Below are 15,067 nucleotides of genomic sequence, written 5' to 3' on the forward strand. Positions count from 1 at the left end.
TCGCTGGTGCGATCGATAGGCTATGGTTTGCAAGACAAGGGTTTAACGGGACGCATCGTTTTGGGCCGCTGGGGACACGCCGACCGCAAACACCGTGCCGTCGCCGCCGCGCTGTTCGCGGCCTGGGCGCTGCACCCTGCTGCCCTGTCGGCCGCAGCTCCGGCGACTGCGGCTCCGGCGAACGCACAGCTCGCCGCCGGGCTGACGCTGGAAAACGCGGTTCCGCTGTCCGTGCCGCCGCGCCCCAGCCTGCGCACCCCGCCGGCCGTAAAGGCGCCGCCGCGCCTCGTCCTGCCGCAGCCGCTCGAAGCACCTCCCCCGCCGGAGATGACCGAAGGCCCGGCCCAGCCGCCCGCTTCCCGCCCCGTTCCGCCGTCCGATCCGGCTGTCGCCACCGCGCCGACGCAGGCAGCCCCCGAGCCGACGCCCGGAACCGAACCGGCGTCTCCGCGGACCGACACCGCGGCATTGCCCCCTCCCCCGGAAGCGGCACCCCCTGCGGCGAGCCTGCCACCTTCGAGCGTTTTGAGCCTTGTGTTCGCGGCCGACGCCACCAATCTGCCGGATACCGCGGACGCCACGGTCGACCGGATCGTCGAACGGCTGCGCGCCAGCGACACCGCCCGTCTGCAGCTGCGCTCCTACGCCAGCGGCACCGCGGACACGGCGCGGGAAGCCCGGCAGCGCTCGCTCGCCCGGGCGCTGGCCCTGCGGGAGCGGCTGACCGCCTTCGGCATCCGCAGCAGCCGGGTCGATGTCCGCGCACTAGGACTCGACGAGGCGGGCGGAGCGCCGGACCGGATCGATGTTGTCTTCTTGAACGAGTAGCGCTCCACCCGTGGGCCCATCCCTGGGCGAGGTCTGATCGGAACACCCCTTCGGAGCATCATGACCGCCACCACCCCGACGACCCGACCGCTGGAGGTATCCTCCCTCATGACACGCCCGGAGCGGTTCCTGACCCGGATGATCCTGTTCCTGGTGGTGGTCGGTGCCGTGTGCGGACTGCTGTTCCCGGCCTTGCGCGCAGCCTTCCTGAACAACGCGCCGTTGAACGGCGTCATCCTGGCCACGCTGCTGGCCGGCATCGCCTTCATCTTCCGTCAGGTCCTGATGCTGCGCCCCGAAGTGGCGTGGCTGGAGCAGTATCAGAGCGGCGTCGCCCCCGCCTCGCTGCAGGAGCCGGTGCTGCTGGCCCCGATGGCCCGCATGCTGGGCGAGCGGCGCGGCCGGCTGACCCTGTCGGCGCTGTCGATGCGCTCGCTGCTGGACGGCATCGCCTCACGCCTGGACGAATCGCGGGAGCTGTCGCGCTACCTGATCGGGCTGCTGATCTTCCTCGGCCTTCTCGGAACCTTCTGGGGCCTGCTGCACACGGTGCAGTCGGTGGGCGGCGTCATCGGCAGCCTGTCGGTGCAGGGCGGAGACGTCGGCACCATGTTCTCCCACCTGCAGCAGGGGCTGGAAGCGCCGCTGGTCGGCATGGGAACTGCCTTCTCCTCCTCGCTGTTCGGCCTCGCCGGGTCGCTGGTGCTGGGCTTCCTCGAACTCCAGGCCAGCCAGGCACACAACCGCTTCTTCCAGGATCTGGAGGACTGGCTGTCCAGCGCCACCCGGCTGTCGAGCGGTGCGGCGGGCGGACTCGAGTCGGGCGATCATGCCGCCTCCGCCTACCTGACCGCCCTGCTGGAGCAGACCGCGGAGAACCTCGACTCCCTCCAGCGCACCGTCGCCACCGCCGAGGAAGGCCGGCGCGCCGCCAATGCCAACCTGATGGCGCTGACCGAGCGTCTGTCGAGCCTCACCGACCATATGCGGGCCGAACAGCAGCTTCTCCTGCGGCTGGGCGAGAACCAGCTGGAGGTGAGGAGCCTGCTCGACCGGCTGGCGGAATCCGCCGGCGGCGGCTTCGACGACGCGTCGCGGCAGCATCTGCGCAACATGGACATCTATCTCGCCCGTATCGTCGAGGAATCCTCGAACGGCCGAGTCCAGGCGGTGCAGGAGATCCGCAGCGAGATCAAGCTGCTGGCCCGCACCATCGCCGCCTTGGCCGAAGAAGCCGACCAGCAGCAGCGCTGACACCCAGAACACCCAAGGCAAACGCCGGGAGCATCCATGGCCAGCATCAGCCGCCGCAACGGCCATCGCGACGCCAGCGCCTGGCCCGGCTGGGTCGACGCCCTGTCGTCCCTGGTGATGGTCGTCATCTTCCTGCTGATGGTCTTCATCGTCACCCAGTTCTACCTCGCCACCGCGCTGACCGGCCGTGACGAGCAGCTGACCGTCCTCAACCGCAAGATCGCGGAGATGAACGACCTGCTGGCGATGGAGCGGGAGGCGAACGCCGATCTCCGCGTCAACATCACCCAGCTGTCGACCGAGTTGCAGACCTCCGTCGCCGCACGCGACGACATGACGCTGTCGCTGAGCCAGCTGCAGGAGGACCGCGACCGCACCGCCCGCACGCTGGAGGAACTGCAGCGCAACGTCCGCGTCGACCGCGAGGCGCTGGACCTGAAGCTGAAGGAAATCCTCAGCCTGCAGGCCGACATCAAGGCCCTGCGCGATGCCCGGCAGAAGCTGGAGGGCGAACTGGCCGCCGCCGTGGCTGCGACCAAGCTGACAGAACAGCAGCGTCAAGTCCTGCTGGCGGAACTCGGCACCACCCGCGACCGGGCGAAGGCGCTGGAGTCGGAACTGGCCTCCGCCGCCGAGAAGACGATGCTGGCGCAGAAGGAGATCGATCAGCGTGATATCCGTCTGAAGTCGCTCGAATCGCAGCTGACCGACAGCCGGACCCAGGCCCAGAAGGATCTGGAGCAGCGCGACATCCGCATCCGCGACCTGATGGCCTCACTGACCGGCGAGCAGGCCGAGGGCACGCGGAGCAAGCAGCAGATCGACCTGCTGAACCAGCAGCTTCTGGCGCTCCGCGAACAGCTGGCCCGGATCGGGGCGGCGCTGGAGGTATCGGAGAAGGCCTCGGCCGAGCAGAAGGTGCAGATCGCGGAGCTGGGCGCCCGGCTCAACCAGGCGCTCGCCGCCAAGGTGCAGGATCTCGCCCGCTACCGCTCGGAGTTCTTCGGCCGGGTCCGCGAGGCGCTGGGCAGCCGGCCCGACGTGCGGATCGTCGGCGACCGCTTCGTCTTCCAGTCGGAACTGCTGTTCCCGTCGGGCTCGGCGACCCTGGAGGAAGCCGGCAAGCAGCGGCTGGCCGATCTTGCCCGCACCCTGATCGAGATCGGCAAGGCGATTCCGTCCGACATCAACTGGGTCCTGCGCGTGGACGGTCACACCGACATCAAGCCGGTGCGCTTCCAGTTCGCCTCAAATTGGGAGCTGTCGTCGGCGCGCGCCCTGTCCGTGGTCAAGTTCCTGGTTGACCAGGGCATCCCGGCGGAACGGCTCGCCGCTGCAGCCTTCGGCGAGTTCCAGCCCATCGACCCCGGCACCTCGGACGAGGCGCTGGCGAAGAACCGCCGGATCGAGATCAAGCTGGACCAGCGGTAAGGACCGACCGCAGGGCAATCGCATTTGAAAACCATGTTCCATTGAAAGGACTTTCGTCATCCCCGCGAAGGCGGGGATCCAGACTTCGCAGAGCGAATCCGGTGGAAGAGCCTGGATCCCCGCCTTCGCGGGGATGACGGGTTTCCTTGGTAGGGAGCACGATCTTCATATGCGATTGCCCTGGGACCGGAGGGGTCAGCCCTTCCATTCCTCGCGCAGGATGGCGTAGAGGACATGGTCGCGCCAGGCGCCGTCGATGCGCAGATAGCCGCGGGCATAGCCTTCGTGGCTGAAGCCTACCTTTTCCAGCAGGCCGCGGCTCGGCAGGTTCGTCGGCAGGCAGGCGGCCTCGACCCGGTGCAGGCCGAGTTGGCCGAAGGCAAACTCCAGGACCAGCCGGGTGCCGCCCGACACATAGCCGTTGCGGGCGTAGGGCTGGCCGGCCCAATAGCCGAGCGTGCCCATCTGGGCCACGCCGCGCCGGATGTTGGTCAGGCCGAGCCCACCGACCAGGGCATCGGTTCCCCGGTCGAAGATCAGGAAGCTGTAGCCGAGATCGTCCCGCCATTCCTGGGCCTGCCGCCGCAGCCGCCGGCTGAATGCCGCCCGCGTCAGGGCGTCGGCCGGCCAGGTGGGTTCCCACGGGGTAAGGAAGTCGCGCGAGGCGGCGCGGAGGTCCGCCCATTCCCGCCAGTCGCGTGGGAGCGGTGGCCGGATGTAGCAATGCGGACCGTCGAGCCGGACCGCGGGCGGGCTGATGAGGCCGCTGCCAAGGAGGCGGATCATGAGTGCGGCCCCTCTCCCACCATTCTGTCCCCTCTCCCCCCTACTGCAATCTCAGCTTGTGGTAGGGGGGAGAGGGTTAGGGTGAGGGGGATCCGCCGGCCGGACGGTCCACGCGATGCATCCCCCTCACCCCGACCCTCTCCCCGAGGGGGAGAGGGGGAAAAGCGCGAGAGGAGAGAGGGCGCGGCCACCGTCTTCATCGTCAGGCGAGACGCTCCGCGATGCGGTCGTAGCTTTCCAGCTTGGCGATCGGGCCGAGGGCGGCGACGGTCGGCCGGCCGACGCGCAGTCGGCTGGCGGCCTTGACCACGGCATCGCGGTCGACGCCGTCGATCTTCGCCACGATCTCGTCCACCGGAACCGGGCGGTCGTAAATCAGGATCTGCTGACCCAGCTGCTCGCAACGCGACATGGAGCTTTCCAGCGCCATCAATGTCCCGGCCTTCAACTGGGCGCGGGCGCGGGCGACCTCGTCCTCTGTGACGTCGGCACCGACCTTGGCGATCTCGTCGCAGACGACTGGGATCAGTTCCGCCACCTCGTCCTCGCCGGTGCCGGCATAGACGCCGAACAGGCCACCGTCATGGTAGCCGCCGGTGAAGGTGTAGATGGAATAGACCAGCCCGCGCTTCTCCCGCACCTCCTGGAACAGGCGGGACGACATGCCGCCGCCCAGCAGGGTCGACAGCACCGAGTGGGCATAGAAGTCGGGATCGTGGACCCCTACCCCGTCGAAGCCGAGCACGAGGTGCATCTGCTCCAGGTCGCGGTCCTCGCGGAAGTCGCCGCCGGTATAGCTGGCGGGCTCCGGCTTGGGCGGGGCGCCGCCCGGCAGGTCGCCGAATGCCTTGAACGCGAGATCGACCATGCGGTCATGCTCGATCCGGCCGGCGGCGCTCAGCACCATGCCGGGGGCGCCGTAATGGCCGGCGATGTAATCGACCAGCGCCTCGCGCGGCAGGGCGCCGACGATCTCCGCCGAGCCCAGCACCGGACGGCCGATGGCCTGCCCCGGATAGGCGGTGGACTGGAAATGGTCGAAGATGATGTCGTCGGGCGTGTCGGCGCTCTGCCCGATCTCCTGCAGAACCACCGTGCGCTCGCGCACCAGCTCCTCGGCGTCCAGCGTGGAGTGCTGGATCATGTCGGACAGGATGTCGAGCGCCAGCGGCGCATCCTCGTGCAGGACCTTGGCGTAGTAGGCGGTCTGCTCGCGGGTGGTGTAGGCGTTCAGCTGCCCGCCGACATTCTCGATCTCCTCGGAGATGCGGAAAGCCGAACGGCGGCGGGTGCCCTTGAACAGCATATGCTCGACGAGGTGGGCGACGCCGTTGACGCTCGCCGCCTCGTTGCGGGTGCCAACCCCGACCCAGCAGCCGAGCGAAACGGACTGCACGTCGGGCATGGTGTCGGTCGCGACGCGAAGCCCGTTGGGCAACGTCGTCACACGAATGGAACTCATGCGGCCTCCTGGGCGGCGCGGGCGCGCGCGATGACGAAGTCCTGGACCGCCGCCAGATCGTTCGGCAGTTCGGACAGGCGCTCCTCGCGCACATAAAGATCGGACAGACGCGGCGGCAGGTCCGGCCGGCGGCCGGTCGCCTTTTCCACCGCGTCGGGGAACTTGGCGGGATGGGCGGTGGCGAGAACCACCATGGGAACGGACGGATCGACTCGGCCAGCGGATACCGCCGCCTTGGCCGCCCCGATGCCGACCGCCGTGTGCGGGTCGAGCAGATAGAGGCTGCCCTTCCAGACATCGGCAATGGTCGCCATGGTGGCGGCCTCGTCCACCCGGTGGCCGGAGAAAATGTCCAGAGCACGGGCGAGCTGCGCGTCGGTCACCGCGAACTTGCCCTCGGCGCGGAAGCGGTTCAGCGCCTCCGTGACCGCGGTGCCGTCGCGGTCGAGCAGGTCGAACAGCAACCGTTCGAAGTTGGAAGAGATCTGGATGTCCATGCTGGGAGACAAGGTAGGCACGACGGGCGCCGCGACCATGCTCCCACTGGCGAAAAAGCGCGCCAGGATGTCGTTGCTGTTGGAACCGACCACCAGCGTCTCCACCGGCAGCCCCATGGCGCGGGCACCGTAGGCGGCATAGACGTTGCCGAAATTGCCGGTCGGCACGGTGAAGGCGAGCTTGCGGTCGGGGGCGCCCAGCGCCACCGCGGCGGTGAAGTAATAGACGATCTGGGCCATGATGCGCGCCCAGTTGATCGAGTTCACCGCCGACAGCCCCATCCGGTCGCGGAAGGCGCCGTCGTTGAACATCGCCTTCACGAGGTCCTGGCAGTCGTCGAAGGTGCCGTCCAGCGCGATGTTGTGGACGTTGGACGACAGCACGCTGGTCATCTGCCGGCGCTGCACCTCGGACGTGCGGCCCTTGGGATGCAGGATGAAGATGTCGACGTTCTGGCGGTCGCGGCAGGCCTCGATGGCGGCGGAGCCGGTGTCGCCGGAGGTGGCGCCGACGATGGTCACCCGCTGCCCGCGCTTGGCCAGCACATGGTCGAACAGGCGGCCGAGCAGCTGCAGAGCCACGTCCTTGAAGGCCAGCGTCGGCCCGTGGAACAGCTCCAGCACCCAGGTGGTCGGGTCGACCTGCACCAGCGGGTCACCGCGGCATGGTCGAAGCTGGCATAGGCGTCGCGGACGATGGCGCGGAACTCGTCCTCGGCGATGGCGCCGCCCAGGAAGGGCAGCATCACGCGGACGGCGATCTCGCTGTAGGGCAGTCCGCGCATGGCGCGGATGTCGTCGGCCGTGAACTGCGGCCAGGTCTCCGGCACATAGAGGCCGCCGTCGCGCGCCAGCCCGGCAAGAAGGACGTCTTCGAAACCCAAGACCGGGGCCGCGCCCCGCGTGCTGACGTACCGCACCGCTTACACTCCGTCCGATGAAGTGGGCATAGTTAGCGAGGACCCTGCCCGCACGCAAGCGGTGCGGGACGCACGGCGCATATTCCGTCCGGTTGGGGCCGCCGGGTGGCTATGGATGGAACGTTTGGAACGCCGTGGAACAGTTTTCCGGGGGGTGTTCACTGTTCCATCCGGGCCGGCGCCTCTCACGCGGCCTCCTCCACGTCCACGTCGGCTCCGCGTCGGCGCACCAGGGAGGCGGCGCGTTCCAGAACCTCCGGACCGGCGCCGGGGCGGTGAGCGTTCTCGGCGATGTGGCGGCGGTAGGCGCGAGCGCCGGGCAGCCCCTGGAACAGACCCAGCATGTGACGGGTGATGGAGGAGAGCGGCGTCCCGCGCGTCATGCGCGCCTCGATGTAGGGCAGCATGGCGTCGATCACCGCGTGGCGGTCGGGACCGGGCTGTCCGCCCATCAGGCGGCGGTCGGCATCGGCCAGCAGATAGGGCGTCTCGTAGGCCGCGCGGCCGATCATCACGCTGTCGACCTTGCCCAGATGGTCTTCGCCTCGTCCAGCGTCCTGATGCCGCCGTTGATGGCGATGGTCAGTTGCGGATACTCCGCCTTCAGCCGGTGGACGAGGTCGTAGCGCAGCGGCGGAATGTCCCGGTTCTCCTTGGGGCTGAGGCCCTTCAGCCAGGCCTTGCGGGCATGGACGATGAAGTGGGTGCAGCCGGCGGCGGAGACGGTGCGGATGAAATGGTCCAGCGTCGGCCATTCCTCCATCTCGTCGATGGCGATGCGCGACTTGACGGTCACCGGGATCGATACCGCGTCGCGCATGGCCCCGACCAGCCGGGCCACCAGATCGGGTTCCGCCATCAAACAGGCACCGAAGCGGCCGGACTGCACGCGGTCGCTCGGGCAGCCGACGTTGAGGTTGACCTCGTCATAGCCCCACTCCTCCGCGATGCGGGCACAGGCGGCAAGGTCCGCCGGGTCCGACCCGCCGAGTTGGAGCGCCACCGGATGTTCCGCCGCATCGAAGCCCAGCAGCCGCTCGCGGTCACCATGCAGCACGGCGCCGGTGGTCACCATCTCGGTATAGAGCAGGGTCGAGCGCGACAGCAGACGGTGGAAGTACCGGCAATGCCGGTCGGTCCAGTCCATCATCGGGGCGACGCTGAGGGGGATGGCGGGGGACGTGGTCATGTCGGGTGCGGGCCGGTGCAGAGGAACGGAAGGTCGAAGACGGAAGATACGACGCTAAGGGCTGACGGTCAGGCGGAAGCCGAGGGACTTGATGACCTTCAGGACGGTGGCAAATTCCGGATTGCCGTCCGGCGACAGGGCCTTGTAGAGGCTTTGACGGCCGAGGCCGGCATTGCGCGCGACCTCCGTCATCCCTTTGGCGCGGGCGATGTCGCCGAGCGCCGCGACGATCAACTGGGGATCGCCGTCCTCCAGCACCGCGTCCAGATAGGCCGCAATACGCTCGTCGCTGTCCAGACTTTCGACGATGTCCCAGGGGCGGGTCTCGGTTTGGGCCATGCTCCCCTCCTTTATCGGGCTGCGCGCCTAAAGATCCCGCGCCAGCGCGTTTGCAGCAGCGATATCGCGGTCCTGGGGCCGCTTGTCTCCCCCGGCCAGCAGCACGATCAGCGTGTCGCCACGCTGGATGAAATAAACACGGTAACCGGGGCCATAGTCGATGCGCAGTTCGCTTACGCCCTCGCCCACCGGTTTCGTGTCACCAGGATTGCCGAGTTGAAGGCGACGAATGCGCACTTCAATCCGCATGCGAGCCCGGTCGTCCCGCAAGTTCTCTATCCAAGCGGAAAAGCGGTCGGTCTGGCGGATCTCGATCATCGGAGAATGTCTTCTTTGGGAGACAGTTTGTCAAGCCACCAGCCCAAAACGACTAAGCCCCGCACAAGGCGGGGCTTAAGTCATTAACCGAGAGAGTGGCGTCCCCGACGGGAGTCGAACCCGTGTCGCCGCCGTGAAAGGGCGGTGTCCTAGGCCTCTAGACGACGGGGACGTCGTTCGCGGTGACGCGCTTTCTAAAGATCGGAGGCGGGGAGCGCAAGCGCTTTTTCGCATCCTCCGATACTTTTTTGCGCCCTGCCCGCCCGGCGTCCTGCGAACACTCAGGCGGAGCGCGCAGGCGCCGCGTCGTCGATCAGCAACTGCACGCCTTCGGACCCGTTCCAGCGGTCGATCCGCAGCACGCCGGCGAGGTGGAAAGGCGTTCCTCGGCCGGTCAGCAGCGCCTGCCCCATGTCGCTGTCCAGCGCACGGAAGGCGATGGCCTTCAACCGGGCGCCGTCGTTGCCCTGCAGGATGCAGCGGACATGGTTGGCGCCCACCACGTCGGCGCGCACGACGCGGGCGTCGGCGATGGCGAAGCGGGGTTCGGAATTGCCGGTGCCGTAGGGGCCGAGCTTGTCGAGCATGGTCACCAGGCCGACGCTCGCGCCGCCGACCGACAGGGCGCCGTCCAGTTCCAAGGTCGGCACCAGCGGGGCGGATGCCACCTGTTCGGAGATGCGGCTGTGCAGGAAGTCGCGCAGCGCGTCGATCTTGTCGCCGGCCACGGTGAAGCCGGCCGCCATGCGGTGGCCGCCGCCGGCCAGCAGCAGCCCCTCCTGCCGGGCGGCGATCACCGCGGACCCCAGATCGACGCCGCGGACGGAACGGCCGGACGCCTTGCCGATGACGGTGCCGTCGGCGGTTTCCTCCAGGGCGACGACGCAGGCGGGGCGGCTGTAACGCTCCTTCAGGCGGGCGGCGACGATGCCGATGACGCCGGGATGCCAGCCGACGCCGGTGACGAAGACCAGATCGGTCTCCCGCCCGCCTTCGGCGGCGACGCGCTCCAGCGCCTCGTCGAGAACCGCCTGCTCGATGGTGCGGCGTGCGGCGTTGTGGCCTTCCAGACGCTGGGCGAGTTCCATCGCCTCGATGGGGTCGTCGGTGGAGAGCAGGCGGGCACCGAGGTCGGACGCCCCCACCCGGCCGCCGGCATTGACGCGGGGGCCGAGGACGTAGCCGGCATGATAGGCGTCGGGCTTCTCCTTGACCCCCGCCACGTCGGACAGGGCGGCAAGGCCGGGGTTGGCGCGGCGGGCCATCACCTTCAGCCCCTGCGCCACCAGCGCGCGGTTGAGGCCGGTCAGCGGAACCACGTCGCACACCGTGCCGAGAGCGACGAGATCGAGCCACTCCATCAGGTTGGGCTCCGGCCGGTCGCGGTAGAAGCCGGACTGTCGCAGCGCGCGGTTGACGGCGACGATGGTGATGAAGGTGACGCCGGCGGCGCAGAGCGTGCGATAGGCGCCGTCCTCGTCCAGCCGGTTGGGGTTGACCAGGGCGACGGCAGGCGGCAGGCGCGGCTCGGCGGCGTGGTGGTCGAGCACGACGACCTCCAGCCCGGCATCGGCGGCGGCCTCCAGCGCGGCGAAGGCGGAAATGCCGCAATCGACGGTGACCACCAGCCGCACCCCCTCCCCTTTCAGCCGCAGCAGCGCCGCGGCATTGGGGCCATAGCCTTCGGTGATGCGGTCGGGGACATAGACGCGGATGTCGGCGCCGAGCGAGCGGAAGAAGCGGCGCAGCAAGGCGGCGGAGGTGGCGCCGTCGACGTCGTAGTCGCCGAACACCGCCACCGGCTCACCGTCGCGGATGGCGCGGGCGATGCGCTCGGCCGCCGGGTCCATGTCGCGGAAGCGCGACGGGTCGGGCAGCAGCGCCTTCAGCGTCGGGTTGAGGAAGGTCTCGCAGGTGTCGTCGGTGACGCCGCGGGCGGCCAGCACCCGGCCGACGATCTCCGGCAGCCCGCGCCCCTGGGTGAGAGCCTGCGCCTGCCGCTCGTCGCAGGGCCGCGCCTGCCAGCGCTTGCCGGACAGGGAGGTGGCGACGTTGAGGAAGGCGGCGGGGTCGGTCATGGCGGTGCTGCACGGTCGCTGGATCGGGGGCACAGCCATAGCAGAGATGGGCGTTCGGCGCACGGGTGGGTGTGGGCAGGGGTGGGATGTGGGGGTGGGATGTGGGGGTGGGATGTGGGGGTGGGATGTCGTCGGCTGACGATGCCCCCACCTAACCTCCCCCGCTGGGCGGGGAGGGACTGCCGCTTCTCTCCAGATCAAGCGCTTAGCCCCCTCCCCCGCCCAGCTCTCGCACAAAGCTCTGCTTTGTGCTGACGCGGCAGGCGGACCGAAGGTCCGCTGAGAGCGGGGGAGGGTTGGGGTGGGGGTCTGACGCCCCTATACCCGCACCTACGCCGCCCGCATCCACACCGCCGTGTCGTGGAACGCCGCACCGCCTGCCGGCGGCACCGGCTCCGGCGAGGTCAGGCTGTTGATGCCGATGCCCTCGACGAAGGCGCTGTTGGGCCAGATGCCCTCCACGATCACCACGCCGCGCGGCACGCCGGCGAAGGGCTTGGCATGCACAACCACGCTGCCCTGCGGGTTGCCCAGCCGCACCGCGTCGCCATCGGCCAGACCCAACCCGGCCGCGTCGTCCGGGTGGATCAGCGCGGTGGGGCGGCCTTCGCGCTTCTGGGCGGTCAGCGTCTCGGTGAAGGAGGTGTTGAGGAACTGGCGGGCCGGGGCGGTGACGAGGCGGAACGGATGCTCGGCGTCGGCATCGCGGCCGGGGGGCATGTGGTCGGGCAGCTCCGGCATGCCGCCATAGGGGCCGAGCGCCGCCCAGTCGGGGGCGAAGCGGAACTTGTCGTCGGGATGCGCAAAGCCGTTGAGGAAATGCGAGGTCTCGAAATCGGGCTGAGCATCGATCCAACGCTGCTCGGTCAGCGTCGCCGCGTCGCCGAGGTCGGAGGCCTTCAGCATGGCATCGACGATCTCCAGCGCGGTCATGCCGAACCCCGGATGCTCGGCGCCGACGCGGCGGGCGACTTCGGAGATGACCCAATGGTTCTCGCGCGCCTCGAACTGCGGCTCGATCACCTTGCGGCCGATCAGGATGTGCATCTGGCCGCCGCCGCGGTAGATGTCGTCATGCTCCAGGAAGGTGGTAGCCGGGATCACCAGATCGGCCAGCTTCGCCGTGTCGGTCATGAACTGCTCATGAACCGCGACGAACAGGTCCTCGCGCAGGAAGCCCTGGCGGACACGGGTCGAATCCGGGCAGATCGTCACCGGGTTGGTGTTCTGGATCAGCATGGCCGTCACCGGCGGGCCGCTGGTCAGGTCGCGCGGGTCGCCGGTCAGAACCGCGCCGATGCGCGACTGGTCGAAGCTGCGGACGCTGGTGTCGAGACGGTCCAGCCCCTCCGACAGGGTCTTGTCCAGCTTGTAGATGCCCGACGAGCAGTAGAGCGCGCCGCCGCCCTTGTGCTGCCACGCCCCGGTGACCACCGGCAGGCAGGACACGGCATGGACCTGCGCCGCGCCGTTGTGGGCGCGCGACAGGCCGTAGCCGATGCGCAGGTAGGACCGCTCGGTGGTGCCGTAGAGGCGGGCGAACTCCTCGATCTCCGCCACCGTCAGGCCGGTGATCCCAGCCGCCCATTCGGGGGTGCGGGTGGCGAGATGCGCCTCCAGCCGGTCGGTGCCGGCGGCGAGGCGGTCCAGATAGGCGCGGTCGGCGTGGCCGTCGCGGAACAGCACATGCATCACCGCGCAGGCCAGCGCCCCGTCGGTGCCCGGCCGCAGCATCAGGTGCAGGTCGGACACCTCGGCGGTGCCGGTGCGGTAGGGGTCGATGGTGACCAGCTTGGCGCCGCGGCCCTTCCGGGCGCGGCTGACATGGGTCATCACGTTGACCTGGGTCGCCACCGGGTTGCGCCCCAATTGACGATCAGGTCGCTCTCCGCCATCTCGCGCGGGTCGGCGCCGCGGATGTCGCCATAGCCGGCGAGCCAGCCCATGTTGGCCGGCGTGTCGCACACCGTGCTGGTCTGGCGCGAATAGCCCTTGGCATGGCGCAGGCGCTGGATGGCGCCGCGCTGCACCAGACCCATGGTGCCGGCGTAGAAGTAGGGCCAGACCGCTTCCGCGCCATAGGTGCGCTCGGCGGTCAGGAAGGCGTCGGCGATACGGTCCAGCGCCTCGTCCCAGCCGATTTCCTTCCACTGGCCCGAGCCCTTGGGGCCGGTGCGCAGCAAGGGCGTCTTCAGCCGGTCCGGCGAATGCACGCGCTCGGCATAGCGGCTGACCTTCGCGCAGATGACGCCGGCGGTGTAGCTGTTCTCCGCCGCGCCGCGCACCTTCCCGATGCGGTCGGGGGCGAGGCGTTCCACCTCCAGGGCGCAGGTGCTGGGGCAGTCGTGCGGCAGGCTGTGGGCAGGAAACTGGGCCGACAAGGCTAACCTCTGGTCTGGCTGGCGGCGGGAATGGCGCAAGTTTAGGCCCTGCCCCGCGTTCGCTTCAATGCACAACAATGTATGGGTACAATAAAGAAGGGCCGCGAAGTCCCCTTCCGGACTTCGCGGCCCCAACCGCTCGGGTGGAAAAATCCCCTGACGACTTGCGGCTTTACATCACGCCGATCAGGCGCGGGAACCACAGCGAGATCGCCGGCACATAGGTGACGAGGCCGAGGAAGATCAGCATCGTCAGCAGCCACGGCCACACCGCGACCGTCAGCTCCGTGATGCCCATCTTTGTGATGCCCGACGCGACGTAGAGGTTCAGGCCCACCGGCGGGTGGCACATGCCGACCTCCATGTTCACGATGATCAGGATGCCGAAATGCACCGGGTCGATGCCCAGCGACATCGCCACCGGGAACAGGATCGGCGCCATGATCAGGACGATCGACGACGGCTCCATGAAGTTGCCGGCGGCCAGCAGGACGATGTTCACCACCAGCAGGAAGACCCAGACGCTCAGGTTCTGACCCTGGATCCAGGCGGCCATGCTCTGCGGGATCTGCTCCGACGTCAGGACGAAGGAGAAGAGGACCGCGTTGGTGATGATGTAGAGCAGCATCGAGGACATGCTGGCGCTGTCCAGCAGCACCTTCGGCACGCGGCTGAGCGGCATGTCGCGGTAGATGAACACCGCCACGACGAAGGCGTACACCGCGGCCATCGCCGCCGCCTCGGTCGGGGTGAAGATGCCGGTGTAGATGCCGCCCATCACCACGACGATCAGCAGCAGGCCCCAGAAGCTCTCGCGGAACGCCTGCCAGCGCTGGCGGGCCGACGCCTTGGGCAGCCGGGGATAGCCGAACTTGCGGGCGCGGAACCAGGTGGTGAAGGCGAGGAAACCCGCCAGCATCAGGCCCGGAACCACGCCGGCCAGGAACATCTGGCCGATGGAGGGCGCCTGCGGATGGCCGGTGGTGGCGACGCAGTACATCACCATCACGATCGACGGCGGGATCAGGATGCCGAGCGCGCCCGAGGTGGTGACGACGCCGGCACCGAAGTTCCGCGGGAAGCCCTGGGCGATCATCGCCGGCAGGATGATGGAGCCGATGGCGACCACCGTCGCCGGGCTGGAGCCCGACACCGCCGCGAACAGGGCGCAGGCGACCACGCCGGCCATGCCGAGGCCGCCGTGCCAGTGCCCGACCATCGAGGTGGCGAAGTTGATCATGCGCCGGGCGACGCCGCCGTGGGTCAGGAAGTTGCCGGCCAGGATGAAGAACGGGATCGCCATGATCTCGAACTTCTCGATGCCCGTGAACAGCTTCAGCGCCACCGCGGCGACCGGCACGTCGGTCATCAGGAACAGGAAGGACAGAACCGTCAGGCCGAGCGAGATCGAGATCGGCATGCCGGTGAGCATGAGGGCAATCAGCAGCCCGAAGATGATGAGCGCGTTCACGCCGGGCCTCCCTCGTTGGCGGCTTCGACCGGGTCGATGCCGTCGACCTGGGCATGATCGTGGTGGGGCAGTTCGCCGGTCCGGATGAAGGTCCAGGCGACCTGGAGGAAGCG

At 68.8% G+C, this 15,067-nt stretch carries 9 protein-coding genes, 1 tRNA gene and 3 pseudogenes; 3 read left to right on the plus strand and 10 right to left on the minus strand.

What is annotated here, in order from left to right; translation table 11 throughout:
• Positions 1 to 60 precede the first annotated feature (60 nt).
• From F1643_RS20040 to F1643_RS20050, 3 genes are read left to right on the plus strand one after another with little or no spacing between them, the layout of a single operon-like run.
• Positions 61 to 828 carry an OmpA family protein gene (locus tag F1643_RS20040; protein ID WP_194915023.1) on the plus strand — a complete coding sequence of 256 codons (768 nt, stop codon included), beginning with the start codon at positions 61 to 63 and terminating at the stop codon, positions 826 to 828.
• Between the two features lie 60 nt (positions 829 to 888).
• On the plus strand, positions 889 to 2,082 hold the full coding sequence (locus F1643_RS20045; protein ID WP_194915024.1) for a flagellar motor protein MotA: 1,194 nt from the start codon (positions 889 to 891) through the stop codon (positions 2,080 to 2,082).
• Between the two features lie 36 nt (positions 2,083 to 2,118).
• Entirely contained in the window at positions 2,119 to 3,513 is a 1,395-nt protein-coding gene (locus F1643_RS20050) for a peptidoglycan -binding protein (RefSeq protein ID WP_194915026.1), read from the plus strand.
• Positions 3,514 to 3,708: 195 nt separating this feature from the next.
• Here F1643_RS20050 and F1643_RS20055 read toward each other — a convergent pair whose 3' ends face one another.
• The 10 genes and pseudogenes from F1643_RS20055 to F1643_RS20100 all read right to left on the minus strand — a co-directional run bounded on the left by F1643_RS20055 (position 3,709) and on the right by F1643_RS20100 (position 14,954).
• Entirely contained in the window at positions 3,709 to 4,299 is a 591-nt protein-coding gene (locus tag F1643_RS20055) for a GNAT family N-acetyltransferase (protein WP_194915028.1), read from the minus strand.
• 202 nt (positions 4,300 to 4,501) lie between these two features.
• On the minus strand, positions 4,502 to 5,761 hold the full coding sequence (locus F1643_RS20060) for a pitrilysin family protein (protein WP_194915030.1): 1,260 nt from the start codon (positions 5,759 to 5,761) through the stop codon (positions 4,502 to 4,504).
• A pseudogene (thrC, locus tag F1643_RS20065) lies at positions 5,758 to 7,178 on the minus strand (threonine synthase). Before thrC ends, F1643_RS20060 begins: the two are co-directional and overlap by 4 nt.
• 185 nt (positions 7,179 to 7,363) lie before the next feature.
• Positions 7,364 to 8,367 (minus strand): annotated as a pseudogene (gene dusA, locus F1643_RS20070) (tRNA dihydrouridine(20/20a) synthase DusA).
• Between the two features lie 54 nt (positions 8,368 to 8,421).
• Positions 8,422 to 8,706, minus strand: coding sequence for an addiction module antidote protein (locus F1643_RS20075; RefSeq protein WP_194915031.1), 285 nt, complete (start codon positions 8,704 to 8,706; stop codon positions 8,422 to 8,424).
• Positions 8,707 to 8,733: 27 nt separating this feature from the next.
• Positions 8,734 to 9,024 carry a type II toxin-antitoxin system RelE/ParE family toxin gene (locus F1643_RS20080; protein ID WP_194915032.1) on the minus strand — a complete coding sequence of 97 codons (291 nt, stop codon included), beginning with the start codon at positions 9,022 to 9,024 and terminating at the stop codon, positions 8,734 to 8,736.
• A gap of 96 nt (positions 9,025 to 9,120) precedes the next feature.
• Positions 9,121 to 9,196: transfer RNA gene (locus F1643_RS20085), tRNA-Glu, on the minus strand.
• Between the two features lie 109 nt (positions 9,197 to 9,305).
• The gene (gene recJ / locus F1643_RS20090) at positions 9,306 to 11,102 is read right to left on the minus strand and encodes a single-stranded-DNA-specific exonuclease RecJ (protein ID WP_194915033.1); all 1,797 of its coding nucleotides are present in this window, start codon (positions 11,100 to 11,102) and stop codon (positions 9,306 to 9,308) included.
• A gap of 330 nt (positions 11,103 to 11,432) precedes the next feature.
• Positions 11,433 to 13,483 (minus strand): annotated as a pseudogene (locus tag F1643_RS20095) (molybdopterin oxidoreductase family protein).
• 172 nt (positions 13,484 to 13,655) lie between these two features.
• On the minus strand, positions 13,656 to 14,954 hold the full coding sequence (locus tag F1643_RS20100) for a TRAP transporter large permease subunit (RefSeq protein ID WP_194915034.1): 1,299 nt from the start codon (positions 14,952 to 14,954) through the stop codon (positions 13,656 to 13,658).
• Positions 14,955 to 15,067 lie beyond the last annotated feature (113 nt).

It is taken from the genome of Azospirillum sp. INR13 (assembly GCF_015390205.1).
Lineage (GTDB): Bacteria > Pseudomonadota > Alphaproteobacteria > Azospirillales > Azospirillaceae > Azospirillum.

Coding starts and splice junctions, on each gene's coding strand:
- F1643_RS20045 (WP_194915024.1), top strand. CDS start 889: ATGACCGCCACCACCCCGACGACCCGACCGCTGGAGGTATCCTCCCTC.
- F1643_RS20050 (WP_194915026.1), top strand. CDS start 2,119: ATGGCCAGCATCAGCCGCCGCAACGGCCATCGCGACGCCAGCGCCTGG.
- F1643_RS20055 (WP_194915028.1), bottom strand. CDS start 4,299: ATGATCCGCCTCCTTGGCAGCGGCCTCATCAGCCCGCCCGCGGTCCGG.
- F1643_RS20060 (WP_194915030.1), bottom strand. CDS start 5,761: ATGAGTTCCATTCGTGTGACGACGTTGCCCAACGGGCTTCGCGTCGCG.
- F1643_RS20075 (WP_194915031.1), bottom strand. CDS start 8,706: ATGGCCCAAACCGAGACCCGCCCCTGGGACATCGTCGAAAGTCTGGAC.
- F1643_RS20080 (WP_194915032.1), bottom strand. CDS start 9,024: ATGATCGAGATCCGCCAGACCGACCGCTTTTCCGCTTGGATAGAGAAC.
- recJ (WP_194915033.1), bottom strand. CDS start 11,102: ATGACCGACCCCGCCGCCTTCCTCAACGTCGCCACCTCCCTGTCCGGC.